The following is a 22,834-nucleotide window of genomic DNA, read 5'->3' on the forward strand; positions in this document are numbered from 1 at the left end:
GGGTATGGTTAACGTTCCGCTAATGCCCGGTCCCAGAACGGGAAATCCCGCCCGGGGGTGGCCGGGCGGGATCTGGTCCTGGCGCAGCGCGAGGCCGCGTGATCAGTTCGGCAGGCTCGGCTTCTGCTGCTGCGGCGCGGGCGTCCCGTTGGCGGCGCCCTTCTGGATGCCGTGGAGGAAGTCGACGGCCGAGATCAGCTGCTTGTCCTTGGCCGGGTCCGGCGGGACGTAGGCGGAGGATCCGCCGCGCTCGTCGGTGTCCTTCTGCTTCAGGTGGCCCTTGAGCCCGGCCTCACCCTTCGTCTCGTCCTTGCCCTTGAGCTCGTCCGGCACGTCCTGCGTGACCTCGACGTCCGGCTCGATGCCCTTGGCCTGGATCGAGCGGCCCGACGGCGTGTAGTAGCGCGCCGTGGTGAGCCGGAGGGCGCCTGAGCCGCCGAGCGGGATGATCGACTGCACCGAGCCCTTGCCGAAGGAGCGCGTCCCCATGATGGTCGCGCGCTTGTGATCCTGGAGGGCGCCGGCCACGATCTCGGAGGCCGAGGCGGAGCCGCCGTTGACCAGCACCACGATGGGCTTGCCCTTGGTCAGATCCCCCGCCTTGGCGGAGAAGCGCTGGGTCTCGTCCGGGTTGCGGCCGCGGGTGGAGACGATCTCGCCGCGATCGAGGAAGGCGTCCGAGACCATCACGGCCTGATCGAGCAGGCCGCCCGGGTTGTTGCGCAGGTCGACGATGTAGCCTTTGATCTTGTCGGCACCGATCTCGCCGGTGAGCTTGTCGATCGCGGCCCGCATGCCGTCGAAGGTCTGCTCGTTGAACTGGGTGAGGCGGATATAGGCGACGTCGCCGCCCTCGATCTTCGAGCGCACCGGCTTGATCTTGATGACGTCGCGGGTGAGCGTGACGTCGATCGGATCCTTCGATTCCTTGCGGGTGATCTTGAGCTTCACGCTCGAGTTCACCGGGCCGCGCATCTTGTCGACCGCCTGGTTCAGGGTGAGGCCCTGGACCTGGTCGTCATCGATCTGCGTGATGATGTCGTTCGCGAGCAGGCCCGCCTTCGCCGCGGGGGTGTCGTCGATCGGCGTGACGACCTTGATCAGGCCGTCCTCCATCGTGACCTCGATGCCGAGCCCGCCGAACTCGCCGCGGGTGGTGGTCTGCATGTCGCGGAACGCCTTGGCGTCCATGTAGCTCGAGTGCGGATCGAGCGACGTCAGCATGCCGTTGACGGCCGCCTCGATCATCTTCGACTCGTCCGGCTTCTCGACGTAGTCGGTGCGGACCTTCTCGAAGACGTCGCCGAACAGGCTGAGCTGGCGGTAGGTCTCGGCCGAGGCGGCCACGGCCCGCGGACCCGACAGGAAGTCGGTCTGGGTCGCCACCATGGACGTTCCGGCACCGAGGAAGGCGCCGAGCATGATCAGGGAAGTCTTGCGCATCAGCCGCGAACCTTCTCGCCAAGTACCGTATTATTCGGGCTCTTCGCCCACCACGGCTCCGGATCGATGGAGCCGCCGTCCTTCTTGAACTCGACGTAGAGCGTGGGATCACCCTCGGACCCGCCGGGACCCGCACCCTTGTCGCCCATGCTGCCGACCGGTTCGCCCGCGAGCACGAACTGACCGACCTCGACGCTGATCTGGTCCATTCCCGCGAGCAGAAGATAGTAGCCGTCGCCCGCGTTGATGATCAAGAGTTGGCCATAGGACCGAAACGGCCCGGCGAACTGCACCCACCCGTCGGCCGGGGAGGAGACCGAAGCCTTCGGGCGGGTCGTGAACGACACGCCGCGCGTCGTCCCCCCATTGCCATCGGGCTGGTTGAATCCTCGTGCGACGCGACCGCTCACCGGCCGCGGCACTTCGCCCCGTGCCTCGGCGAAGTGCACTTTGGGGGCCAGCCGCGCGGGATCGCGGAAGCCGGCCGCGGCGAACCGCTCCTGGGTGATGCGCACTTCGCGCTCCGCGGCGGCCTTGGCCTCCTCGGCGGAGCGCTTCGCCGCCGCGACCTCCGCCTCCGTGCGGTCGAGCAGATCCTTCAGGGTCTTGGCCTGCGCGCCGAGCTCGGTGGCCCGGCGCCGTTCGGCGGTCAGGCCGCTCTCAACCTCCGCCTGCCGTGCGCGCCGGGCCGCGACGAGGGCCTGGAGGCGCTGCTGCTCCCTCGCCCAGCCGGCGAGATCGCTCGAGAGCCCTTCCTTGTCCTGCGCGATCAAACCGCGCAGCCTGATCATCTCCGCGAGATCGGCCGCGAGCGTGTCGACCTCACCGCGCAGTTCCGGCACCACCGCGCCGAGCAGCATCGAGGTCCGGATCGCGGCCAGCACGTCCTCGGGACTCACCAGCACGGCCGGTGGCGGACGACGGCCCATGCGCTGGAGCGCCGCCAGGATCTCGGCGACGATGCCGCGCCGACCCTGCAGCGAGTGCCGGATCGCGGCCTCGCTCTCGCTCATCGCCTTCAGGCGCTCCTCGAGGCGGCTCAGGCGATCTTCCGTCGCCTGCGCCTGCCGGTTCGCGTCGAGGAGGGCTGTGTCGAGCTTCGCGCGGTCAGACCCGATCGCGGCGATCTCGGCCTCGAACTGCGCGCGCTGTCCGGCGCTGGCGGCCAGGGCGTCCTGCACGCGTTTCAGGTTCTCGGCCCGGCGCTCCCGCTCCTCGTTGGCCCGCTGTATCGCCTCGGAGTCCGTGGGCTTCGGGGCCTCGGCGCGCGCGGCCACGGTGATCGACAGCACGGCCAGCAGGGCGAATGCCGCGCGTCCGCGCCGCGGCACGGGGTTGGACTCGGCCTCGGTCTCGGACTTCCCCACGGCCGTTCAGCCCGCCTCACCGCGATGGTAGGGGTGTCCGGCCAGGATCGTGAGGCTGCGATAGAGTTGTTCGAGGGCGAGCACGCGAACGAGTCCGTGGGGCAGGGTGGCGGCCCCGAACGACAGGATCAACTCGGCCCGCGTCCGAATTGAGGCGTCCAGCCCGTCCGGCCCACCGATCGTCACGACCAGAGCCGGCCGGGCCGCATCGCGCCAGCCGGCGACGCGTTCTGCCAGGGCCTCGCTGCCGAGATCGGCCCGGCCGCGCTCGTCGTAGGCGACGAGGACTCCGCCGGAGGGCAGATAGGTCGCGAGCGCCGCCGCCTCCTCGGCGCACCGGTCGGGCGCGCGACGGGCCCGGGATTCCGGAATCTCGACGTTGTCGCAGGACGGGAAGCCGAGGCCGCGTCCGAGTTGTGCGGCGCGGTCGCGATATCGTGATGCGAGCTCGCGCTCCGGCCCGGCCTTCAGCCGTCCGACCGCGGCCAGGATCAGGCGCATGGACCTCGGTCCGGCCTAGCCGGCCGCGAGCCCGACGGGACGGTCGGCGCCCCACATCTTCTCGAGATTGTAGAAGCCGCGGACTTCGGGGCGGAAGATGTGCACCAGCACGTCGCCGGCGTCGATCAGCACCCAGTCGCAGGCCGGCATGCCCTCGACCCGGGCATTGCCGAAGCCGCGGTTCTTCATCTCCTGGATGATCTTGTCGGCGATCGACCCGACGTGCCGCTGCGAGCGACCCGACGTGATGATCATCGTGTCGGCGAGCGAGGTCTTGCCGGCCAGATCGATCGCGATCGTCTCCTCGGCCTTCATGTCGTCGAGGCATTCGAGGGCGAGTGCCTTCAGATCGTCCGAGCGCGCCTGACCGGCTTCGACCGGGGCTTGGACGGGGGTGCGGATCGTCTCCGTGCGACTGGTCTCGGGCAGAGTCCTGGTTCCTCGTTCTGCCGCACGGCGACGTCGGGCCTTGCGGGATCAGGTGAAATTGGCGGTATCGCGCCCCGATTGCAACCGCGCAGGCTGCGGTCGCGGCGTCGGCGCGCCCGCGCGCGCGCGGATCTGCGTGGACGAGAGGGTCGAGCGGGGCCCGTGGAGGAACACCCAGGCCGGCGGCGACCGTAGCGCGAGCGTCGATGCCGCCGCCTCGGGGACCCGGGCGTCGGCGAGGCGTTGCGCGGCCCGGGCGCTCAGCGGCGTCATGGTGAAGCCGGGCCGGTCGATGACGGCGATCGGCACGAGTCGCGCGATCTCGGCGAAACCCTTCCAGCGATGGAAGGTGTCGAGGGAATCGGCCCCCATGATCCAGACGAAGTGGACGCCCGGACACCGGCGCGTGAGGAACCGCAGCGTCTGGACCGTGAAGCGGACGCCGAGCGCCGCCTCGATCCCTGTCACGGCGATCCGGGGGTGCCGGGCGATCTCGCGCGCCTGGGCGCACCGCGCTGCGACGGAGGGGAGGGCGCTCCGGCTCTTGAGCGGATTGCCCGGGCTCACCAGCCACCAGACGCGATCGAGCCCGAGCCGCCGCAGGGCCGATAGGGTCACGTGCCGGTGGCCCAGATGGGCCGGATTGAAGGATCCGCCGTAGAGGCCGATCCGCATGCCGGGGGCGCTCGGCGGCAGGGTCAGCCGCACGCCGGACCTTCAGGTCGGATCACGGGCGGATCTGGCCGGTGCCGTGGACCCGGTACTTGAACGTGGTGAGCTGCTCGACGCCCACCGGCCCGCGCGCGTGCATCCGCCCCGTGGCGATGCCGATCTCGGCCCCGAAGCCGAACTCGCCGCCGTCGGCGAACTGCGTGGAGGCGTTGTGCGTGACGATCGCCGAGTCGACTTCGGCCAGGAAACGGGTCGCCTCGGCGTCGTTCTCGGTGATGATCGCGTCCGTGTGATGCGACCCGTAGGTCTCGATGTGCTCGATGGCGGCCTCGATCCCGTCCACCACCCGCACCGCGATGATCGCGTCGAGGTACTCGGTGTGCCAATCCTCCTCGGAGGCGGCCGTCACGCGCGGATCGACCGCGCGCGTCGCGGCATCGCCCCGGACCGCGCAGCCGGCATCGAGCAGGGCCTGGACCAGCGGCGCGAGGTGCGTCGCCGCGCAGGCACGGTCGACCAGCAGGGTCTCGGCGGCGCCGCAGACGCTGGTCCGGCGCATCTTGCTGTTGAGCAGCACGGTGCGGGCCATGTCGAGGTCGGCCGCCGCGGCGACGTAGACGTGGTTGATGCCGTCGAGATGGGCGAAGACCGGAACGCGCGCCTCGGCCTGGACGCGCTCCACGAGGCCGCGGCCGCCGCGCGGGACGATCACGTCCACGCAGCCGTCGAGGCCGGCGAGCATCAGCCCGACCGCGGCGCGGTCGCGGGTCGGCACCAGCTGGATCGCGTCCTCCGGCAGGCCGGCATCGGCGAGCCCGCGGCTCATGGCCCTCGCGATCGCCATGGCGCTGCGATGGCTGTCCGAACCGGCGCGAAGGATCGCCGCGTTGCCGGCCTTGAGGCAGAGCGCTCCGGCATCCGCCGTCACGTTGGGCCGCGCCTCGAAGATCACGCCGACGACCCCGAGCGGCACCGCGATGCGCTCGATCAGCAGGCCGTTCGGCCGCTCGATCGCGGCGAGCTGGCGACCGACCGGGTCGGCCAGCGACCCGACCTTCTCGACGGCGTCCGCGATGGCCGCGAGGCGCCCAGGGTCGAGGGTGAGCCGGTCGATCAGCGCGGCGGTCTGACCCGCGCTCCGGGCCGCGGCCACGTCCCGCGCGTTCTCGCTCAAGATCTCGTCGCGGCTCGCACGGATCCGCTCGGCGATCAGCTTGAGCGCCGCGTCCTTGGTCCGCGCCGAGGCCAGCGCCATGCGCCGCGCCGCCGCCCGGGCGCGACGGCCGATCGCCCCCATCTGCTCCGGGAGGGCATCGGCCTCGGCGAAGTCCGATCTCAGGTTCAGGACGGGCACGCTGGCGTCCTCGGTTGTCGACGGCCGCACGCGCGACCCGGACGGGGGAAAGTGCCGTATTTGCACATCGAGCGCCGTCCCGACAAGAGTGCCGGGCCGGGAATTGTGACGGTAATTGAGAGGAAAAATTGTATATAGACTAGCTTATGTCCGCGACTTCTAGAACAATGCCAAGTCATCGCGGTGCACCATCCAGGCGCGACCGGGATAGTTGAGCAGTTCCGGAATGCGCGCGCTCGGATGACCGATGATCAGCGCGGCCTCGGCGCTGTCGTACGCCACCAGGCCGCGGCCCAGGATCCGGCCCTCCGGATCGCGGATCATCACGGCGTCGCCGCGCGAGAAGCTGCCCTCGATCGCCCGCACGCCCACCGGGAGCAGGCTGGCCCCGCTCCGGAGCGCCTGCTCGGCACCCGCGTCGATCGTCAGCGTGCCGCGTGGCTCGAGGGAGCCGGCGATCCAGGTCTTCCGGGCGGCCGTCGGCGTGGAGCCCGACAGGAACCACGTGCAGCGCGCGCCGTCCCGCACGGCCTTGAGCGGGTTCTTCCCGCGTCCGTCCGCGATGACCAGGTGCGTGCCGCCCGAGGCGGCGATCTTGGCGGCCTCGACCTTGGTGCGCATGCCGCCCCGCGACAGCTCGGAGGCCGGGCCGCCGGCCATCGCCTCGATCTCCGGGGTGATGCGCTCGACCACGGCGAGGTGGCGGGCGTCCGGATCGCTCTTGGGCGGCGCGGTGTAGAGGCCGTCGATGTCCGAGAACAGCACCAGCACGTCGGCGTCGATCATGGTGGCGACCCGGGCGGCGAGCCGGTCGTTGTCGCCGTAGCGGATCTCCGAGGTCGCCACCGTGTCGTTCTCGTTCACGACCGGGACCGCGCGCATCTCCAGGAGCTTCAGCACGGTGGCGCGGGCGTTGAGGTAGCGGCGACGCTCCTCGGTGTCCTGCGGCGTCACGAGGATCTGGCCGGCGACGATGCCGTGATGGCCCAGAGCTTCGGCCCAGTGGCGCGCCAGCGTGATCTGCCCCACCGAGGCCGCGCCCTGGCTCTCCTCCAGGCGCAGGACGCCGGGCGGCAAACCCAGCACCGTCCGGCCGAGGGCGATGCTGCCGGACGACACGACCAGAACGTCGACGCCGCGCCCGTGCAACTCCGCGATGTCCTCGGCCAGCGCCGCGAGCCAGGCATGGCGCAGGCGGCCAGCACTGCGGTCGACCAGCAGGGCCGAGCCGACCTTGATGACCACACGGCGAAATTCTTCGAGGACAGGGATCATGATTCTTGCGGGACGGCGCGTCGACGGCGGGTGTGAACCAAGAGCCGCCCTTTGAACAGTCGGTCGAGGGCTACGGCTGCCAGGCGGCTACCGGCTTCCGCTCGGCCTCGGCGCTGGCGTCGATCTCGGTTTGGAGCGCCCGCAGCGCCTCGGGTACGCCCTTGCGGCTCGCCGAGGACAGGATCAGCGGCGCGCGGCCGGCGGCGCGCTTCAGCTTCGCCACCTGGCTCTTGAGCGTGTCGGCGTCGAGGGCGTCGGCCTTCGAGAGCGCCACGATCTCGGGCTTCTCCGCGAGGCCGTTGCCGTAGGCCTCGATCTCGCCGCGGACCAGCTTGTAGGTCTTGCCGGCATGCTCGCTCGTGCCGTCCACCAAGTGCAGCAGCACCCGGCAGCGCTCGACATGGGCGAGGAACTTGTCGCCGAGGCCGACGCCCTCGTGGGCACCCTCGATCAGGCCCGGGATGTCGGCGAGCACGAACTCGCGCCCGTCCGACCGCACCACGCCGAGGCCGGGATGCAGGGTCGTGAACGGGTAGTCGGCGATCTTCGGCTTCGCCGCGGTGACGCTCGCCAGGAAGGTCGACTTTCCGGCATTCGGGAGGCCGACGAGGCCGGCATCGGCGATCAGCTTGAGCCGCAGCCAGATCCACATCTCCTGGCCTTCCTGGCCGGGGTTGGCGTGCTTCGGGGCGCGATTGGTGGACGTCGTGAAGTAGGCGTTGCCGAAGCCGCCGTTGCCGCCCTTCGCGAGACGGATCTTCTGGCCGACCTCGGTCAGGTCGGCGAGAAGCGTCTCGCCGTCTTCGGAGAAGATCTGCGTGCCGGCCGGGACCTTCAGGACCGTGTCGGCGCCGTTGGCGCCGTGGCAGTTCGAGCCCATGCCGTGCTCGCCCTTCTTGGCCTTGAAGTGCTGCTGGTAGCGGTAGTCGATCAGGGTGTTGAGACCCTCGACGCATTCCACCCAGACATCGCCGCCCCGGCCGCCGTCGCCGCCGTTCGGTCCTCCGAACTCGATGAACTTCTCGCGCCGGAACGAGACGCAGCCGGGACCGCCATCACCGGAGCGGACATAGACCTTGGCTTCGTCGAGGAACTTCACGACCTGAATCCTTTGTCGGGCGCGGATTCGCGACCCGCACCATCACCCTGTGAGCGGCCGCCGGCCAGCCCCGGCGCCGCGGGACCGCCTCAGGCGGCCCGCGTCATCGCCGGCTCCGACGGCGAAGCCTGCCAGCGCCGCCGGTCGAGGCTGAAGAGATCGACCGGCAGATCCGCGCCGCGCGCCGGGAACGGCCGGGTCGCGCTGCCGGCCTGCACGAAGCCGCAGGTCTCCAGCACGCGCCGGGACGCCGGGTTGACCGTGCGGGCGGACGCGGCGAGTTCCGTCCCGCCGGTATAGGCGAAGAAGGCGTGGCACAGGGCCGTGACGGCCTCGGCCATCAGGCCGCTGCCCCAGTAGGGCTGCCCGAGCCAGTAGCCGAGCTCCGGGGCCGCGTCGGTCCGCTCCTCGATGCTGATGACACCGATGAGGCTGCCCGGCGCCGCCCGAGGCGCGAGGGCGAGCGTGAGCGCCGACCCGGCGGCGTTCTGCGAGCGTGCCTGCAGCAGGAACGCGTCCACCGCCGGGGCCGGGAGCGGGTGCGGCACCCGCGCCAGCATCGCGGCCACAGACGGGTCGCCGGCCAGCTTCAGGATCGCGTCCCTGTCCTTGGCTGTCGGCCAGCGCAGCCACAGCCGCCGTGTCTCGATCCGGAAAACGTCATCGCGGGTCAGATCGGGGAACATCGTGCCCTCGCAGGGCGGCGTTCCCGGCTCCGGGCCACCGCCTCAAGACGACGAAGGGGAGGATGGCGTCCCATCCTCCCCGGTGTTCCGTCCGACCTGGCCCGTCAGGGGCTCGGCAACGACGTCTCCGGTCCGGTGTGGGACACCGGGCGGGACGCCAGCTTCGCCACTCAGGGCGCCCGCCTCTTATTCCGCGGCCTCGGCCAGCGGGGTAACACCTACGAAGGCGCGTCCGCGGCGCTTCTCGAAGCGGACATGGCCCGGTACCAGCGCGAAGATCGTGTGGTCCTTGCCCATGCCGACATTGGCGCCGGGATGCCATTTGGTGCCGCGCTGACGCACGATGATGTTGCCCGGAATCACGGCCTCCGAGCCGAACTTCTTGACGCCGAGGCGCCGGCCTTCCGAGTCGCGACCGTTGCGGGACGAGCCGCCAGCCTTCTTGTGTGCCATGGGATGAGCTCCGAATTCTGAGTGGCTTGGATGCGGTCGCGGATCGATCCCTCTCAGGGGACCGTACGCGCCCAGCGTCTGGCGTGCGTCAGGCCGAAATGCCGGTGATGCGCACGACCGTGTGGTCCTGGCGATGGCCGCGCTTGCGGCGGGAGTTCTGCCGGCGGCGCTTCTTGAAGGCGATGACCTTCTTGTCGCGGCCGTGGCGCACGATCTCGCCCGTGACGCTGATGCCCGACAGGGTCGGGGCGCCGACCTGGGTCGCGCCCGCGCCGTCGGCGAACAGGAGGACCTCGCCGAAGGTCACGGCCTCGCCGGCCTCGCCTGCCAGGGAGGCGATCGTGATGGTGTCGTTGGCGGCGACGCGGTACTGCTTACCGCCCGTCTTGATGACTGCGAACATCGTTCTCTCGTGTTCTCGAACGGCCTCCGGGACGGCTGCCCCTGGACCGGCTTCTTGTTTGAAGTCATTGCGCGGGCGTTCGGCCCGGACAACGCGAAACGCGCGGACCCCAGCAGAGGCCGCGCGCCGTGCGAGGTCAGTACGGGCGCGGCGGCGCCGTGTCAATCCGCTGCGGCCTGCCGGGCGGTGTCAGCGGATCGGCGCGCCGGTCGCCAGGATGCCCTTCGCGACGCTTCCCTCCGGGCCGAAGGCGGCGAGCGCCTGCGCGCACCAGGTGTCCCGGCCGTCGGCGGCGAGCTGCTGGCGCACCTGCGTGGCGCGGGTCCGCAGCTTCTCCTCCAGCATCGCCTCCTGCCCGGCATTGACCCGGGCCGCGAGGCGGAGCGTCGTCAGCTGCCCGGCCCGGACCTGTACGCCCGGACAGGCCTGCTCGGCGATGATGGTCGTTGCCGCCGCCGACGCGTAATTGTCGAGGGGCGAGGGCGCCGCCGGCACCTGCGCGGCGGCCGTCCCCGCGAGACACAGCGTCAGGGCAAGAGTGGGGACACCGACACGCCGCACGGCTCTGGCCTCCAGGGTGAGCATCGATCGGCGCGGTGGCGCGCCCCGCTCGGGACAATGTCGGGCGTCGCCCGTGAGGAACGAGGACCTGTGAGGGCCGCCCCCTTGCCGCGGCGCCGCGACGGCGGCTGACTACACCCCCGGCGCCGGGGCGTCACCCGCCGCCCCGGCTCGCATCCGCTGTCCGGCACCGCCGCGGACGCCGCGGGACGCCGGCGCCCCCGGCATCGCCACCCGGGAGAACTCGCGGCCGGCCGGCGGACCGGCCGTCAGGGCGTGGCCTTGAACTCGCCCTCGATGCGCAGGCTGACCTCGTCGCCGAGCTGCGGCAGGTAGGCGTTGATGCCGAAATCCGAGCGCTTGACGACGGCGCGCCCGTCGAAGCCCACCGTGTAGCGCTGATCCACCGGATGGATGCCGGCCTGGTTGAAGGTGGCATCGATCGCGAACGGCCGGACCGTCCCGCGCAGGTTGAGGTCGCCGGTGATCCGCGCGGTCGTCGGGCTGGTCGGCTCGACCTTGGTGGCGGTGAAGGTGGCGGTCGGGAACTTGGCCGTGTCGAAGAAGTCCGGGGCCGCGAGGTGCTCGTTCAGCCGCGCGCTGCCGGTGATGACGCCGCCGAGCGGCACGGTCACCTCGAGGCGGCTCTTCTCCGGCGCCTTCGGGTCGAGCTGGAGCGTGCCGCTGAGTCCGGTGAACTGGCCGTAATAGGTCGAGTAGCCGAGATGCGAGACCGACCACGTGACCTTGCCGTGATCCGGATCGAGGACGTAGCTGCCGGGCCGGACCTGGGTCGGATCGGCACTCGGGGCGACCTGTGCGGGCGGGGCCGCCGGGTTGTCCGCCGCCCGGGCCGGCCCGGCGCAGAGCAGGCCGATCAGGACAAGAAGTGGCGCGCGCATGTCATCCCCCCGTGACCGGCCAAGCTCGACCGGCGCGGGCCCGTGATTTCATGATCTCCCTGCGCGCTCAAGCACGTCTGGCGGAGGCCGCCGCGGTTCTGTAGGCAACCCGGGACAGCGGCAGGCGTGGCATGATCGGCAAGCTCAAGGGCGTCGTGGACTCGTTCGGCGAGGATTTCGTGATCCTCGACGTGTCGGGAGTCGGCTACATCGTGCACTGCTCGGCGCGGACCCTGCAGCGCATGCCCAAGGTCGGCGAGCCCGCGGAGCTGTCGATCGAGACTCACGTCCGCGAGGACATGATCCGCCTCTACGGCTTCCGCTCGGACGCCGAGCGGGAGTGGTTCCGCCTGCTCCAGACCGTCCAGGGCGTCGGCGCCCGGGTGGCGCTCGGCGTGCTCTCGGTGCTCGAGCCCGAGGCGCTGGCGAGCGCCATCGCCACCGGCGACAAGGGTTCGATCAGCCGGGCCCCGGGGGTCGGGCCGCGCCTCGCCGCCCGGCTCGCCGCCGAGCTCAAGGACAAGGCCCCGGCCTTCGCGCCCGTCGACCCGGCGCTGGTCGCCCTCGCGGGCGCCGTCGAGGAGGGCGCCGCCCCGCAGCCGGTGACGGACGCCGTCTCGGCCCTGGTCAATCTCGGCTACCCGCAGGTCCAGGCCGCCGCCGCCATCGCGGCCGCGCTGAAGGGCGCGGGGGAGGGCGCCGAGGCCAAGGTGCTCATCCGGCTCGGCCTGCGCGAGCTCGCCCGCTAAAGGCCCGCCTGACAGTTGGGGCGCACTTAGATCGCACGCCCTTGACCCGCGCGACCCGCGGTGCCATGTCGACCGCGGTCAATAAGGTATTGAAAAGCCAGCTACTTTTCAACTCTTCTAAACTGGCGCGGGTGCTCCGGACGGTCGTCGACGACCGCGGCGGGCACGGGGATGACGGGATTTGCGGCGCGCATGATCGTCTGTTCTTGTAACGTCATATCGGACGGCGCGGTCCGCGGCTGCCTGGCGCCCGGACCCGGCTGCCCGCGCACGCCCGCGCAGGTCTATGCCTGCCTCGGCTGCAGCCCGAAATGCGGGCGCTGCGCCCGCACGATCCGGGCGATCATGCAGAACGCGTTGGGCGAGGCCGCGGCGGCGGAGAGCAGCCATGCTTGCACGACGGCTTGCGCCAGCGCGTGTAGTTTGGTGAAGTTCCAAACTGCGGATGAGGGAGTCGCGGCCTGATGCTTCTACCCCCCGCCTGAGAGCACGGTAAGGAGTACGGGGGCATGAAGGGCGACACCAAGGTCATCGAGTATCTGAATCGCGGCCTGCGCAGCGAGCTGACCGCCGTCAGCCAGTACTGGCTGCATTTCCGCATGCTCAATGACTGGGGCTACGTCGAGCTGGCGAAGTTCTGGCGCAAGGAATCGATCGAGGAGATGAACCACGCCGATCGGTTCATCGACCGGATCCTGTTCCTCGACGGGTTCCCGAACCTACAGGAACTCGACCCGCTGCGGATCGGCCAGAATGTCCAGGAGATCCTGGAATCCGATCTCGCCGCCGAGAACGAGGCCCGCAGCCTCTACCTCGAGGCCGCGAAGTACTGCGACTCGATCAACGACCGCGTGTCCAAGCGCCTCTTCGAGGATCTGGCCGAGGACGAGGAGGGTCACATCGACTTCCTCGAGACCCAGCTGGAGTTGATCAAGCAGATCGGCCTGCCGCTCTACGCGCAGAAGCATATCGGCGGGCTCGAGCAGATCGCTCCCGAGAAGGAGTGAGAGCGACCGGGCTCCCGCCGCCCGTGCGGCGGAGCGGGCGCCCGGACAGCGTGGCGGGCAGGGGCGGGGCCGGCGCGGTCCTGTTCCCGCCTGCGTGTGACGGCTAGCTGGGGAACGGAATGCGGCTCGTGGTAGTCGGCGCCGACGGGCGCATGGGGCGAATGCTGATCCGCGCGGTGGCGCAGGCCGAGGGCTGCACGCTCTCAGCGGCGATCGAGCGCGACGGCTCGCCGGCGCTCGGCCAGGACGCCGGCGTGCTCGCCGGCCTGCCGCCCCTCGACGTACCCGTCACCGACGACGCTCTGACGGCCTTCGCGGCCGCCGACGGCGTCCTCGACTTCACCGCGCCGGCCGCCACGGTGGCCTTCGCCGAACTCGCCGCCCAGGCGCGCATCGTGCACGTCGTCGGCACGACCGGTCTATCGGAGGAGGACTTCGCCAAGCTGAAGGCGGCCTCCTACCACGCCCGCATCGTGCAGTCCGGCAACATGTCGCTCGGCATCAACCTGATGGCCGCCCTGGTCCGCCGGGTGGCCAAGGCCCTGGGCGACGAGTTCGACATCGAGATCGCCGAGATGCACCACCGCATGAAGGTGGACGCTCCCTCCGGCACCGCGCTGATGCTGGGCGAGGCCGCCGCCGAGGGCCGCGGCGTCGACCTGAAGGCGGTCCGGGTCTCGACCCGGGACGGGCATACCGGTGCCCGCCGGCCGGGCGACATCGGCTTCGCTACCCTGCGGGGCGGCAGCGTCGTGGGCGATCACAGCGTGATCTTCGCCGGCACCGGCGAGAGCCTGACGATCAGCCACCACGCCGCCGACCGGGGCCTGTTCGCCACGGGCGCCGTCAAGGCCGCGCTCTGGGCCCATCCCAAGCCGCCGGGGCTCTACACCATGACCGACGTGCTCGACCTGTGACCGGCGGCGCGACGGCGATGGAGCGGCTCCTCGTCCTCGTCCGGCACGGCCAGAGCGAGTGGAACCTCCGGAACCTGTTCACGGGCTGGCGCGACCCGGACCTGACCGAGCGCGGCGTCGCCGAGGCGCGGGCCGCCGGCCGTGGTCTGAAGCGGGACGGCTACGGCTTCGACGTGGCCTTCACCTCCGCACTGATCCGGGCGCAGCGCACCTGCGCGCTGGTGCTGGAGGAGATGGGCCTCTCCGAGATCCCCATCCTGCGCGAGCGCGCCCTGAACGAGCGCGATTACGGCGACCTTTCCGGCCTCAACAAGGACGAGGCCCGCGCCCGCTGGGGCGACGCGCAGGTCCACGCCTGGCGCCGGGGCTACGACGTGCGGCCGCCCGGCGGCGAGAGCTTGAAGGACACGGCCGCGCGGGTGCTGCCCTGCTACGTGGCGACGATCCTCCCGCGCGTGATGGCCGGCCAGCGGGTCCTCGTGGCGGCCCACGGCAACTCGCTGCGCGCCCTCGTCATGGTCCTCGACGGCCTGACCGAGGCGCAGGTGCCGGACCTCCAGATCCGGACCGGCGTGCCGCTGGTCTACCGCCTGAACGCCGACACCACGGTCGCGTCGAAGACCGTGCTGGACCAGGACGTCGACGCGGGCCGCTGAGTGGCGACGGAACTCGCTCCGGGCCTGATGCACCACCCCGGCTTCCTCGACGCGACGGCCCGTGCGCGGCTCGCCTCCGAGATCGCCGCGATCCTCGCCGAGGCACCGCCCGTCACGCCGCGCATGCCCCGCACCGGAAAGCCATTCTCGGTCCGGATGTCCAATGCCGGCCCGCTCGGCTGGGTCTCGGACGTCGCGGGCTACCGCTACCAGCCGGACCATCCCGAGACCGGGCGGCCATGGCCGGCCCTGCCGCCGACCGCCCGCGCGGCGTGGGCGGCGCTCGCGGCCTACCCGGCACCGCCGGAAGCCTGCCTCATCAACCTCTACGCCCCGGGCACCCGCATGGGCCTCCACCAGGATCGCGACGAGGCGGATCTCGCGGCGCCGGTCGTGTCGCTGTCCCTCGGCGCGGCGGCCCTGTTCCGGTACGGCGGCTTGAGCCGGTCGGGCCCGACCCGCTCGATCCGCCTGCAGGCCGGCGACGCGCTGGTGATGGGCGGCGCGTCGCGGCTGGTCTTCCACGGCATCGACCGGCTCTACGCGGACGGCGACCTGCTGGCTGCGGCGGACGGCCCCGCGTTCCTGCCGCCGGGCGGCCGCTGCAATCTCACCCTGCGGCGCGTCACGGTGCCGGGCCCGGCATGACGCGCGAGCGAGACCCGGACGCGGAGCCGTCCGTAACGCCGGTCCCGATCCCGCGCGCGCGCGACAGTGCGGCGGCGCAGTGGCCGGCGCTCGCCGGCTTCGTCGCGGCCGAGGGCCGCCTCCAGGAGGCGGCGCTTGCGCGCGGCCGCGCCGCGGCCGGGCTCTACGAATTCGTCCGATTCGGGCTCAAGCAGGGCTGGGCCTGCCTGTTCGGGGGCCTGCTTCTGGCGCTGATGCTCGGCACGCGCCTCGTCTGGCCGGCCCACGCGCCGATCGCCCGCTACGACGCGCTGTTCCTCGCCGCCCTCTTGCTCCAGATCGCGATGCTGCGGCTTCGGATGGAGACGTGGTCGGAGGCCCGTGTGATCCTGGTCTTCCACGTCATCGGCACGGCGATGGAGATCCACAAGACCGCGATCGGCAGCTGGGTCTACCCGGAGGCGAACCTGTTCCGGCTCGGCGGCGTCCCGCTGTTCACGGGCTTCATGTACGCGGCCGTCGGCAGCTATCTTGCCCGCGTCTGGCGCCTGTTCGATTTCCGTTTCACCCGGCACCCGAGCCTGCGCCTGCTCGCGGTCCTGTCAGTGGCGATCTACGTCAACTTCCTCATCGATCACCGCGGCATCGACCTGCGCGCCGGCCTCATCGCGGTCGCGTTCGCGGCCTTCGCCCCCGCGACCGTGTACTTCAAGGTCTGGCGGGAACACCGCACCATGCCGCTGCTGCTCGGCCTGCTGCTCGTCGCGCTGTTCATCTGGTTCGCCGAGAATCTCGGCACGCTCTCCGGCACGTGGCTCTACCCGAGTCAGCGGCAGCACTGGTCGGTCGTCCCGGTGGCCAAGCTCTCGTCCTGGTTCCTGCTGATGATCGTGTCCTACACCCTGGTCGCCCGGGCGAACGGCATCGCGACCTGGCCGATCGCGCCGACGGCGCCGGCGCGGCGGACTCTGCCGCTGGCGCGGGCGACCCATCTCGGCCTCGCGGCCGCGGTGATCGCCCTGGGATTGCTGCTGCGCGTGCCGCCCTGGCGCCTGCCGCTCGCGATCCACCATTACGGTGGCGGCCTCCTGTGGGGGGCGATGCTGTTCCTTCTGGTCGCGGCCCTGCGACCCGGCAGCTGGGGCCTGCGCACCTGCCTGATCGCCGCCTTCGCGGCCGCCGCGCTCATCGAGACCAGCCGGCTCGTCCATACGCCGGCCCTGGACGCCTTCCGGACGCCCCTGCCGGGTCAGCTCCTCCTCGGCTCCATCTTCTCGCCGTGGAATCTCCTCGCCTACGGCGTCGGAATCGCCGCCGCCGCCGCGCTCGCGCTTTCCCTTCATCGTGAACGCAGGCGCGCCGCGTTGCCGGCTTGACAGAACAGGTCGCCCGGCAGACCCATCGGGTGCGGACTAACCCAAAGTTGGGTCCATCAGGAGAACCGGTTTTCGATGCGGATGCGCAACCTGACGCTGCGTCTCGGACGGGTTCTGTGCGCAGCCGCGCTCGCGGCCAGCCTCGGCTCGGCCGCCCGGGCCGGCGATCCCGTCTATTCCGCGGGCTCGCGCTTCGGCTTCGACCCGCCCGCCGACATGTCGCTGTCGCGGCGCTTCTCGGGCTTCGAGCGGAAGGAGGGCGGCGCGACCGTGTCGGTCGTCGAACTGCCCGCGAACGCCTTCGCGGAGCTCGTCAGCGGCTTCACCGACGCCAACCTCCTCAGCCAGGGCTTCGCGGTCGAGAAGCGCGAGGAGGTCAAGATCGGCGACAACGAGGGCATGCTCTACACCGGTGAGCAGCCCGCCGATCCCGGCTCGTCCGCGCCGGCGATCCGGAAGTGGATCCTCGTCGTCGGCACGCCGACCGTGACCGGGCTGATCATCGCCCAGGCACTGCCCGACGCCGAGACCGAGGCCTCGATGCGCAAGATGGTGACCGGCGTCACGCTCCGGCCGGCCCTCTCGCTGACCCAGCAGGTCGACGCGCTGCCTTTCCGCATCGCCGACATGGCGGGCTTCCGGCCGGTGCGAGTGATGGCCGGCAACTCGGTCCTCCTCACCAGCGGGCCCAAGGACCAGATGCAGAATCTGGAGCAGCCGATCCTGGTCCTGGCGCAGGCGGTGCAGCAGCCGCCCGGGGCCGAGCAGCGCGACGGCTTCGCCCGCGCCGCCCTGGCGTCCAATCAGACCCTCAAGGACTTCGTCATCGAGCGGGCGCAGAGCTACCGCTCGAACGGTGTCGACTGGCACGAGATCGTGGCCCGCGCCCTCGACCAGCCGACCAATCAGCCGGTGGTGGTGATGCAGACCATCCGGTTCGCACCGGACGGCTACATCCGCGCCCTCGGCGTCGTGCGGCAGGATCAGCGCGACGGCGTCCTCGCCAAGTTCCGGCAAGTGGTGGACAGCGTGCAGGTCAAGTAGCGCGTCACCAGACGACGGCCTGCCCGTCGCGGCGCGGGTCGCTCGCGGCCACGTAGCCCTCGACGGCGGGATCGCCCATCCGCCAGATGAACTGGCCGGCGCCGAAATCCTGGTAGCTGTCCTCGATCACCTCGAGTTGGTGGCCGAGGGCCTTCAGGCGCTCCAGCGTCGCGCCCGGCATCGCCGCCTCGACGTTGATGTCGAGGCCCTCGTTGACCCGCCAGCGCGGCGCGTCGCAGGCCGCCTGCGGGTTCTGGCCGTGGTCGATCATCCGCACCAGCGTCTGGACGTGCCCCTGCGGCTGCATGTTGCCGCCCATCACGCCGAAGCTCATCACCGGCGCACCGTCCTTCGTGAGGAAGCCCGGGATGATGGTGTGGAACGGCCGCTTGCCGGGCGCCACCACGTTCGGGCTCTCCGCATCGAGCACGAAGCCGTAGCCGCGGTTCTGCAGGGAGATGCCCCAGCCCGGGAGGACGACGCCCGAGCCGAAGCCCATGAAGTTCGACTGGATGAAGCTCACCATCATGCCGGATTCGTCGGCCGCGGTGAGATAGATCGTGCCGCCCGCGGGCGGCTTGCCCGGCCCGAAGACCTGGGCGCGGTTCCGGTCGATCAGCTTGGCGCGCTCCGCGAGGTAGGCGGGGTCGAGCATGGCCTCCGGCGTCACCTCCATCCCGCGCGGGTCGGCGACGTACCGGTAGGTGTCGCTGAAGGCGAGCTTCATCGCCTCGATCTGCAGGTGCTGCGACTCCGGCCCGTCGACCGGCAGGCCGCCGAGGTCGAACTGCTCCAGGAGACCCAGCGCGATCTGCGCCGCGATGCCCTGGCCGTTCGGCGGGATCTCGTGCAGCGTGTAGCCGTGGTAATCCTTCGCGGTCGGCGTGACCCATTCGGGGCGGAACGCCGCGAGGTCGGCGGCGGTCATCGCGCCGCCGTTGGCCCGCGCGTGCGCGGCGATCGCCTCGGCGATCTCACCCCGGTAGAAGGCCTCGCCCTTGGTCTCGCCGATCAGCCGCAGGGTCTTCTCGGCGCCCGGGAAGGTCACCAGCTCGCCGACATCCGGTGCCCGGCCCCGCGGCAGGAAGAACTCCGAGAAGCCCGGCTGGCGGGTGATCGCCTCGATCCGGGCCGCGGCCGCCCATTTCTGCTGGACCACGACCGGGGCGAGGTAGCCGCGCTCGGCGATGCGGATCGCGGGCTGCATCAGGTCGGCGAAGGGGAGCCGGCCGAAGCGCTCGCTCAGCGCCGCCCAGGCGGCGACCGCGCCCGGCACGGTGACCGAGTCCCAGCCGCGCATCGGCGGCCGCTCGGCGGCGCCGTACTTCTGCAGGAAGTAGTCCCGGCTCCAGGCGGCCGGAGCCCCGCCCGAAGCGTTGAGGCCGTGCAACGCCTTCCCGTCCCACAGGATGCAGAAGGCATCGGAGCCGAGACCGTTGCTGCACGGCTCGGTGACGGTCTTGGCGGCCGCCGTGGCGATCGCCGCGTCGACGGCGTTGCCGCCGGCCTGGAGCATCTGGATGCCGGCCTGCGCTGCCAGCGCGTGCGAGGTCGCCACGCAGTTGCGCCCGAACATCGGCATCCGCAGCGACGGATACCCGGTCACCCAGTCGAACGGCTTCATCGCTCAGTTCCCGGCCTCGGCAGCCCACGCGCTCCCGCGGCACTTGGCATACAGGATATCCGGCCCCGGTGAAGGCGTGGGCGGGCATGCCCGCCAACGAAAAACGCGGGCCCGAGGACCCGCGCTTCGCGAACGTGATCTTATCTGGTCGGGCCGCTCAGTAGGGGCGACCGTAGAGCGGCGAGGTCGGATCCAGCCGGTCGACGAAGGAGAGGTCGACGTTGCGGATGGCCGAGGAGCGGGCGCCGATGAACGGTCCGTTGGTGATCGGGTCCGGAAGGATGCCGCGGCCGAAGCGGTCGGTCGGGCCGTAGGGCGGGGTCAGCTGGTTCGACGCCGCGATCAGGTAGGGGTTCAGGGCCGGGTTACGCGAGCCGCCGGCGCCCGGAACGTTCGAGGTCAGCGGCACGTTGCCGGCGTCGAGCCAGCTGCGCGGACGCACGCGGATCGGCAGGGGCCGGCTGACCCGGTAGATCGGGCCGGTGATGTAGCCATCCTGAGCCTGGGCGGGCGCGGAGGCCAGAGCGCCGAGGCCGGTGGCGGCGACGACGCCGAGAAGGGCGATCTTGAGCGAGCGCATGGCCAACCTTGTCCTTGAGTGCCATCAGTATGGCGACCGAAGCTTAACAGTTCGCCGCCTTTGACGATAAGACGCTTGGGCGAGGCTGTTGTTCCGCCCTTATGGCTGAGCTTGTGCGTTTTGCCACACTCCGGCCTCATTTTTTATTTTGCGGCCGCCGGATTAACGATCCGGCCCTCCCGGGCGGCTCTGTCCCGAACGATGCCGGGCACGCGCCCGCCGGATCGGGCGCGACCGAGAAGGCCGCCGTCGTGGCGGCATCGGCGAGGTCGACGAGGCTCAGCGCGTCGAGCATGCAGCCGAGGGCCTGCGGCTCCGGCGGGCGCGCGAGGGGCGCGCAGAGCCATCCGTCGAGCTGGAACGCCGTGTCGCGGGTGACGAAGCCGGTGCAGGTCCGCTGCGCGGGGCCCGCGAAGGTCACCTCCAGGGTCTCGACCGCACCGAACTTGGTTCGGATCTGGTCGCGGGCGCCGGTCCGGGCCACGGCCAGGGCTGGCCGGTCGAGGGCCGGACCGTTCGCGGCGCGCCGGGCCATGAGGACGAAGAGCGTCGGCGGTGCGCCGGAGCGGAACCCGCGGGTGAGCTGGACCCGCAGCGCCGGCGCCTCGATCGCCGCGACGTCGCCGCGGATCAGGGTGTCCTCGCGCAGCCCGGTCCGCGGATCGACGCGGGCGGACACACGCACCGGATCGAGCCCCGGCTCCGCGAGGCCGAACTGGGCGACCGAGGCCGCGGGCGGCGCCGGCGAGGCCTGCACGGAGGGGACGAAGGCGGTCTCCGCGGCGACCGGCGCGGCGGGCGCGACCCCCGGGGTCTCAGCGGTCCAGCGGGGGAGGGCCCACAGCAGCGTGATCGCCGCGGAGGCCAGGACAATGCGTGCGCCCAGAGAGCCCGGAGAGCCCGGGGTGTCCGGCCCGCGCGCGGCCCGGCCGCCCGGCACGCCGAGCCCGATCCGATCGACGAGGTGCGCTGTTCCGGTCAGGGGCGTGCTCCGTGGCGGCGGGAGGCCGCGGGGATGGGCGGTCAGGGTCGCGCCGAAGGATTGAATTCCCTCTCCCGGCTGGAGGCCGTCACCGGGTTTCCGGAGGCAGGGTGAATCGAGTGTTGCGCTGTCGGCGGCCTTGACAGCGCGCGCCCTTGCGCGCCTTGCTCGACCCGGCCGTCGCCCCCACCTCTGCGGAGGACGGGGTCTGCGGCCGCGCCCGTTTGGCGGGCGCATCCGGCACGAACGATCCTTCGGCCGATTGTACTGGCACAGGCGCGGCACCCGGATCGGTCGGGGTTTTCCGCGCGGAGACGAGAGATGGGTTACAAGGTCGCCGTCGTCGGCGCCACGGGCAACGTGGGCCGCGAGATGCTCGATATCCTGGCCGAGCGGGCGTTCCCCGCCGACGAAGTCGTGGCGCTGGCCTCGCGCCGCAGCCAGGGTCAGGAAGTCTCCTACGGCGACAAGACGCTCAAGGTCAAAACGCTGGACACGTACGACTTCTCCGACACCGACATCTGCCTGATGTCGGCCGGCGGCGAGGCGTCGAAGGAGTGGTCGCCCCGCATCGGCCAGCAGGGCTGCGTGGTCATCGATAACTCGTCGGCGTTCCGCTACGACGCCGACGTGCCGCTGATCGTGCCCGAGGTGAACGCCGACGCGGTCGTGGGCTTCACCAAGCGCAACATCATCGCCAACCCGAACTGCTCGACCGCGCAGCTGGTCGTCGCGCTCAAGCCCCTCCACGAGGCGGCCACGATCAGGCGCGTCGTCGTGTCGACCTACCAGTCGGTCTCCGGCGCCGGCAAGGAGGCGATGGACGAGCTGTTCAACCAGACCCGCGCCGTGTTCACCGCCGGCGAGATCAAGCAGGGCGGCAAGTTCACCAAGCGCATCGCCTTCAACGTCATCCCCCACATCGACGTGTTCATGGAGGATGGCTACACGAAGGAAGAGTGGAAGATGGTCGCCGAGACCAAGAAGATGCTCGACCCGAAGATCAAGCTGACGGCGACCGCCGTTCGCGTTCCGGTCTTCATCGGTCACGCGGAATCGGTGAACATCGAGTTTGAGCAGCCGCTCTCGGCCGAGAAGGCCACCGAGATCCTGCGCGCCGCCCCCGGCGTGCTGGTGATCGATAAGCGCGAGAACGGCGGCTACATGACCCCCCACGAGGCGGCCGGCGAGGACGCGACCTACATCTCGCGCATCCGCGAGGACGCGACGGTGGAGAACGGCCTGAACTTCTGGTGCGTCTCGGACAACCTCCGCAAGGGCGCGGCCCTCAACGCGGTGCAGATCGCCGAGGTGCTGGTCAACCGCAAGCTGCTGAACCGGGCCAAGCGCGCGGCCTGAGACCGGTCCCTCTCCCGGCGGGAGGGGGATCCTTCGAACGGATCCTCGGGATACGATCCTTGGGATCCGTCAGGCGCCTGTCAGTGTCGGGGCTCATGCCGTGGATCGGATGCCGCGCGCTTCCGTCCGCGACGTGAATGCGCGGTGTGCTCGACCAGCAGTCTGCACGGCAGCCCCTCGAGCGTCGCGACCTAGCCGATCATCGACGACCCGAGGCGGGGCGGGGCGCGGTTCACCGACACCCACTCGCTGTCCCCGGCCGTCACCGCGTCGGACACCATCGCGCCGGTGAGCGGCCGGATGGTGGTCGAGGCCGGCCACGTCGGGACACGATCGACATTGCCGTGCAGGTTCCGGCTACCGCTGCGGTGCGGTCCTGTCGGAAGCGGGGCTGCAGATCGGGTGGCCGCTTCGCCGCCCGGTCCGGCTACGCCATGCCGAGGGCCTGCATGTAGAGCTCGAGGATCGCCTCCTGCTCCTGGCGCTCGCTGTGGTCCTGCTTGCGGATGCGCAGGATCGTGCGGACCGCCTTCGCGTCGAAGCCCCGGCCCTTGAGCTCGGCGAACACCTCCTTGATGTCGCCCATGATGCCGGCCTTCTCCTCCTCGAGACGCTCCAGGCGCTCGATGAACTGCTTCAGCTCGTCCGCGGCCACGCCCTCGGCCGACGAGACGTCGCCGCCGGGCCGCTGCGCGGCGGTGGGCATCGAATGGGCGTTCATGGGGCTCTCCCGAATGCACGGCGCGGTTGCGCCCTGGACCCGTGGTT

26 protein-coding genes are annotated in these 22,834 nt (G+C 71.0%); 9 read left to right on the forward strand and 17 right to left on the reverse strand.

Going from position 1 to position 22,834, the window contains the following annotated elements:
• Positions 1-102: 102 nt before the first annotated feature.
• The 13 genes from ACTJK8_RS00635 to ACTJK8_RS00695 all read right to left on the reverse strand — a co-directional run bounded on the left by ACTJK8_RS00635 (position 103) and on the right by ACTJK8_RS00695 (position 11,145).
• Entirely contained in the window at positions 103-1,443 is a 1,341-nt protein-coding gene (locus ACTJK8_RS00635; RefSeq protein ID WP_012317125.1) for a S41 family peptidase, read from the reverse strand.
• Positions 1,443-2,774 carry a murein hydrolase activator EnvC family protein gene (locus ACTJK8_RS00640; RefSeq protein ID WP_440761467.1) on the reverse strand — a complete coding sequence of 444 codons (1,332 nt, stop codon included), beginning with the start codon at positions 2,772-2,774 and terminating at the stop codon, positions 1,443-1,445. Before ACTJK8_RS00640 ends, ACTJK8_RS00635 begins: the two co-directional genes overlap by 1 nt.
• A gap of 42 nt (positions 2,775-2,816) precedes the next feature.
• Complete coding sequence (gene rlmH / locus ACTJK8_RS00645; RefSeq protein ID WP_012317127.1) at positions 2,817-3,311, reverse strand: 23S rRNA (pseudouridine(1915)-N(3))-methyltransferase RlmH; 495 nt, start codon at positions 3,309-3,311, stop codon at positions 2,817-2,819.
• A 15-nt stretch (positions 3,312-3,326) separates the two neighbouring features.
• Positions 3,327-3,659, reverse strand: coding sequence for a ribosome silencing factor (rsfS, locus tag ACTJK8_RS00650; RefSeq protein ID WP_085985303.1), 333 nt, complete (start codon positions 3,657-3,659; stop codon positions 3,327-3,329).
• 129 nt (positions 3,660-3,788) lie between these two features.
• Positions 3,789-4,448 (reverse strand): nicotinate-nucleotide adenylyltransferase, encoded by a 660-nt coding sequence (locus ACTJK8_RS00655; protein ID WP_440761362.1) that lies wholly within the window; start codon positions 4,446-4,448, stop codon positions 3,789-3,791.
• Between the two features lie 19 nt (positions 4,449-4,467).
• Positions 4,468-5,766, reverse strand: a complete 1,299-nt coding sequence (locus ACTJK8_RS00660) for a glutamate-5-semialdehyde dehydrogenase (protein ID WP_043072912.1) — start codon at positions 5,764-5,766, stop codon at positions 4,468-4,470.
• 159 nt (positions 5,767-5,925) lie between these two features.
• Positions 5,926-7,041, reverse strand: coding sequence for a glutamate 5-kinase (proB, locus tag ACTJK8_RS00665; RefSeq protein ID WP_440761363.1), 1,116 nt, complete (start codon positions 7,039-7,041; stop codon positions 5,926-5,928).
• 70 nt (positions 7,042-7,111) lie between these two features.
• Positions 7,112-8,140, reverse strand: a complete 1,029-nt coding sequence (gene obgE / locus ACTJK8_RS00670; RefSeq protein WP_012317132.1) for a GTPase ObgE — start codon at positions 8,138-8,140, stop codon at positions 7,112-7,114.
• 89 nt (positions 8,141-8,229) lie between these two features.
• Positions 8,230-8,826, reverse strand: a complete 597-nt coding sequence (locus tag ACTJK8_RS00675; protein WP_012317133.1) for a GNAT family N-acetyltransferase — start codon at positions 8,824-8,826, stop codon at positions 8,230-8,232.
• A 186-nt stretch (positions 8,827-9,012) separates the two neighbouring features.
• Positions 9,013-9,279, reverse strand: a complete 267-nt coding sequence (gene rpmA / locus ACTJK8_RS00680; RefSeq protein WP_440761364.1) for a 50S ribosomal protein L27 — start codon at positions 9,277-9,279, stop codon at positions 9,013-9,015.
• Positions 9,280-9,367: 88 nt separating this feature from the next.
• On the reverse strand, positions 9,368-9,682 hold the full coding sequence (gene rplU / locus ACTJK8_RS00685; protein ID WP_010683509.1) for a 50S ribosomal protein L21: 315 nt from the start codon (positions 9,680-9,682) through the stop codon (positions 9,368-9,370).
• 189 nt (positions 9,683-9,871) lie between these two features.
• Entirely contained in the window at positions 9,872-10,243 is a 372-nt protein-coding gene (locus tag ACTJK8_RS00690) for a hypothetical protein (protein ID WP_244632913.1), read from the reverse strand.
• Positions 10,244-10,512: 269 nt separating this feature from the next.
• Complete coding sequence (locus ACTJK8_RS00695; RefSeq protein WP_440761365.1) at positions 10,513-11,145, reverse strand: YceI family protein; 633 nt, start codon at positions 11,143-11,145, stop codon at positions 10,513-10,515.
• Positions 11,146-11,276: 131 nt separating this feature from the next.
• Between ACTJK8_RS00695 and ruvA the strand changes: the two genes are divergently transcribed.
• From ruvA to ACTJK8_RS00735, 8 genes are all read left to right on the forward strand, one after another.
• Positions 11,277-11,894: a Holliday junction branch migration protein RuvA gene (gene ruvA / locus ACTJK8_RS00700; RefSeq protein ID WP_024827869.1), complete on the forward strand. Its 618-nt coding sequence runs from the start codon at positions 11,277-11,279 to the stop codon at positions 11,892-11,894.
• 192 nt (positions 11,895-12,086) lie between these two features.
• The gene (locus ACTJK8_RS00705) at positions 12,087-12,359 is read left to right on the forward strand and encodes a (2Fe-2S)-binding protein (protein WP_076729208.1); all 273 of its coding nucleotides are present in this window, start codon (positions 12,087-12,089) and stop codon (positions 12,357-12,359) included.
• 44 nt (positions 12,360-12,403) lie between these two features.
• Entirely contained in the window at positions 12,404-12,901 is a 498-nt protein-coding gene (gene bfr / locus ACTJK8_RS00710) for a bacterioferritin (protein WP_012317139.1), read from the forward strand.
• A gap of 119 nt (positions 12,902-13,020) precedes the next feature.
• Positions 13,021-13,818, forward strand: coding sequence for a 4-hydroxy-tetrahydrodipicolinate reductase (dapB, locus tag ACTJK8_RS00715; protein WP_012317140.1), 798 nt, complete (start codon positions 13,021-13,023; stop codon positions 13,816-13,818).
• A gap of 17 nt (positions 13,819-13,835) precedes the next feature.
• Positions 13,836-14,474 (forward strand): 2,3-bisphosphoglycerate-dependent phosphoglycerate mutase, encoded by a 639-nt coding sequence (locus tag ACTJK8_RS00720; RefSeq protein ID WP_012317141.1) that lies wholly within the window; start codon positions 13,836-13,838, stop codon positions 14,472-14,474.
• The gene (locus ACTJK8_RS00725; RefSeq protein ID WP_024827868.1) at positions 14,475-15,122 is read left to right on the forward strand and encodes an alpha-ketoglutarate-dependent dioxygenase AlkB family protein; all 648 of its coding nucleotides are present in this window, start codon (positions 14,475-14,477) and stop codon (positions 15,120-15,122) included.
• Positions 15,119-16,477 (forward strand): DUF817 family protein, encoded by a 1,359-nt coding sequence (locus tag ACTJK8_RS00730; RefSeq protein WP_127991859.1) that lies wholly within the window; start codon positions 15,119-15,121, stop codon positions 16,475-16,477. The genes ACTJK8_RS00725 and ACTJK8_RS00730 overlap by 4 nt, the downstream gene beginning before the upstream one ends.
• 75 nt (positions 16,478-16,552) lie before the next feature.
• Complete coding sequence (locus tag ACTJK8_RS00735) at positions 16,553-17,521, forward strand: hypothetical protein (protein ID WP_440761366.1); 969 nt, start codon at positions 16,553-16,555, stop codon at positions 17,519-17,521.
• Positions 17,522-17,525: 4 nt separating this feature from the next.
• Here the strand turns inward: ACTJK8_RS00735 and ACTJK8_RS00740 are convergent, their stop codons facing one another.
• From ACTJK8_RS00740 to ACTJK8_RS00750, 3 genes are all read right to left on the reverse strand, one after another.
• Positions 17,526-19,145, reverse strand: coding sequence for a gamma-glutamyltransferase family protein (locus ACTJK8_RS00740; protein ID WP_440761367.1), 1,620 nt, complete (start codon positions 19,143-19,145; stop codon positions 17,526-17,528).
• A gap of 157 nt (positions 19,146-19,302) precedes the next feature.
• A complete protein-coding gene (locus ACTJK8_RS00745) occupies positions 19,303-19,725 on the reverse strand; it encodes a hypothetical protein (protein ID WP_012317146.1) in 423 nt (140 codons plus the stop codon).
• 136 nt (positions 19,726-19,861) lie between these two features.
• A complete protein-coding gene (locus ACTJK8_RS00750) occupies positions 19,862-20,665 on the reverse strand; it encodes a hypothetical protein (protein WP_127991856.1) in 804 nt (267 codons plus the stop codon).
• A gap of 363 nt (positions 20,666-21,028) precedes the next feature.
• Between ACTJK8_RS00750 and ACTJK8_RS00755 the strand changes: the two genes are divergently transcribed.
• Positions 21,029-22,066, forward strand: a complete 1,038-nt coding sequence (locus ACTJK8_RS00755) for an aspartate-semialdehyde dehydrogenase (RefSeq protein WP_012317148.1) — start codon at positions 21,029-21,031, stop codon at positions 22,064-22,066.
• Between the two features lie 427 nt (positions 22,067-22,493).
• Here the strand turns inward: ACTJK8_RS00755 and ACTJK8_RS00760 are convergent, their stop codons facing one another.
• Complete coding sequence (locus tag ACTJK8_RS00760; protein WP_026604676.1) at positions 22,494-22,772, reverse strand: DUF2312 domain-containing protein; 279 nt, start codon at positions 22,770-22,772, stop codon at positions 22,494-22,496.
• Positions 22,773-22,834 lie beyond the last annotated feature (62 nt).

This window comes from Methylobacterium sp. 22177 (assembly GCF_052045615.1).
Lineage (GTDB): Bacteria > Pseudomonadota > Alphaproteobacteria > Rhizobiales > Beijerinckiaceae > Methylobacterium > Methylobacterium radiotolerans.

Excerpts from the sequence above, each read along its gene's own strand:
- ACTJK8_RS00635 (WP_012317125.1), bottom strand. The coding sequence starts at position 1,443 with ATGCGCAAGACTTCCCTGATCATGCTCGGCGCCTTCCTCGGTGCCGGA.
- rlmH (WP_012317127.1), bottom strand. The coding sequence starts at position 3,311 with ATGCGCCTGATCCTGGCCGCGGTCGGACGGCTGAAGGCCGGGCCGGAG.
- proB (WP_440761363.1), bottom strand. The coding sequence starts at position 7,041 with ATGATCCCTGTCCTCGAAGAATTTCGCCGTGTGGTCATCAAGGTCGGC.
- ACTJK8_RS00675 (WP_012317133.1), bottom strand. The coding sequence starts at position 8,826 with ATGTTCCCCGATCTGACCCGCGATGACGTTTTCCGGATCGAGACACGG.
- rpmA (WP_440761364.1), bottom strand. The coding sequence starts at position 9,279 with ATGGCACACAAGAAGGCTGGCGGCTCGTCCCGCAACGGTCGCGACTCG.
- rplU (WP_010683509.1), bottom strand. The coding sequence starts at position 9,682 with ATGTTCGCAGTCATCAAGACGGGCGGTAAGCAGTACCGCGTCGCCGCC.
- ACTJK8_RS00695 (WP_440761365.1), bottom strand. The coding sequence starts at position 11,145 with ATGCGCGCGCCACTTCTTGTCCTGATCGGCCTGCTCTGCGCCGGGCCG.
- ruvA (WP_024827869.1), top strand. The coding sequence starts at position 11,277 with ATGATCGGCAAGCTCAAGGGCGTCGTGGACTCGTTCGGCGAGGATTTC.
- ACTJK8_RS00705 (WP_076729208.1), top strand. The coding sequence starts at position 12,087 with ATGATCGTCTGTTCTTGTAACGTCATATCGGACGGCGCGGTCCGCGGC.
- bfr (WP_012317139.1), top strand. The coding sequence starts at position 12,404 with ATGAAGGGCGACACCAAGGTCATCGAGTATCTGAATCGCGGCCTGCGC.
- dapB (WP_012317140.1), top strand. The coding sequence starts at position 13,021 with ATGCGGCTCGTGGTAGTCGGCGCCGACGGGCGCATGGGGCGAATGCTG.
- ACTJK8_RS00720 (WP_012317141.1), top strand. The coding sequence starts at position 13,836 with ATGGAGCGGCTCCTCGTCCTCGTCCGGCACGGCCAGAGCGAGTGGAAC.
- ACTJK8_RS00730 (WP_127991859.1), top strand. The coding sequence starts at position 15,119 with ATGACGCGCGAGCGAGACCCGGACGCGGAGCCGTCCGTAACGCCGGTC.
- ACTJK8_RS00735 (WP_440761366.1), top strand. The coding sequence starts at position 16,553 with ATGCGGATGCGCAACCTGACGCTGCGTCTCGGACGGGTTCTGTGCGCA.
- ACTJK8_RS00740 (WP_440761367.1), bottom strand. The coding sequence starts at position 19,145 with ATGAAGCCGTTCGACTGGGTGACCGGGTATCCGTCGCTGCGGATGCCG.
- ACTJK8_RS00745 (WP_012317146.1), bottom strand. The coding sequence starts at position 19,725 with ATGCGCTCGCTCAAGATCGCCCTTCTCGGCGTCGTCGCCGCCACCGGC.
- ACTJK8_RS00755 (WP_012317148.1), top strand. The coding sequence starts at position 21,029 with ATGGGTTACAAGGTCGCCGTCGTCGGCGCCACGGGCAACGTGGGCCGC.
- ACTJK8_RS00760 (WP_026604676.1), bottom strand. The coding sequence starts at position 22,772 with ATGCCCACCGCCGCGCAGCGGCCCGGCGGCGACGTCTCGTCGGCCGAG.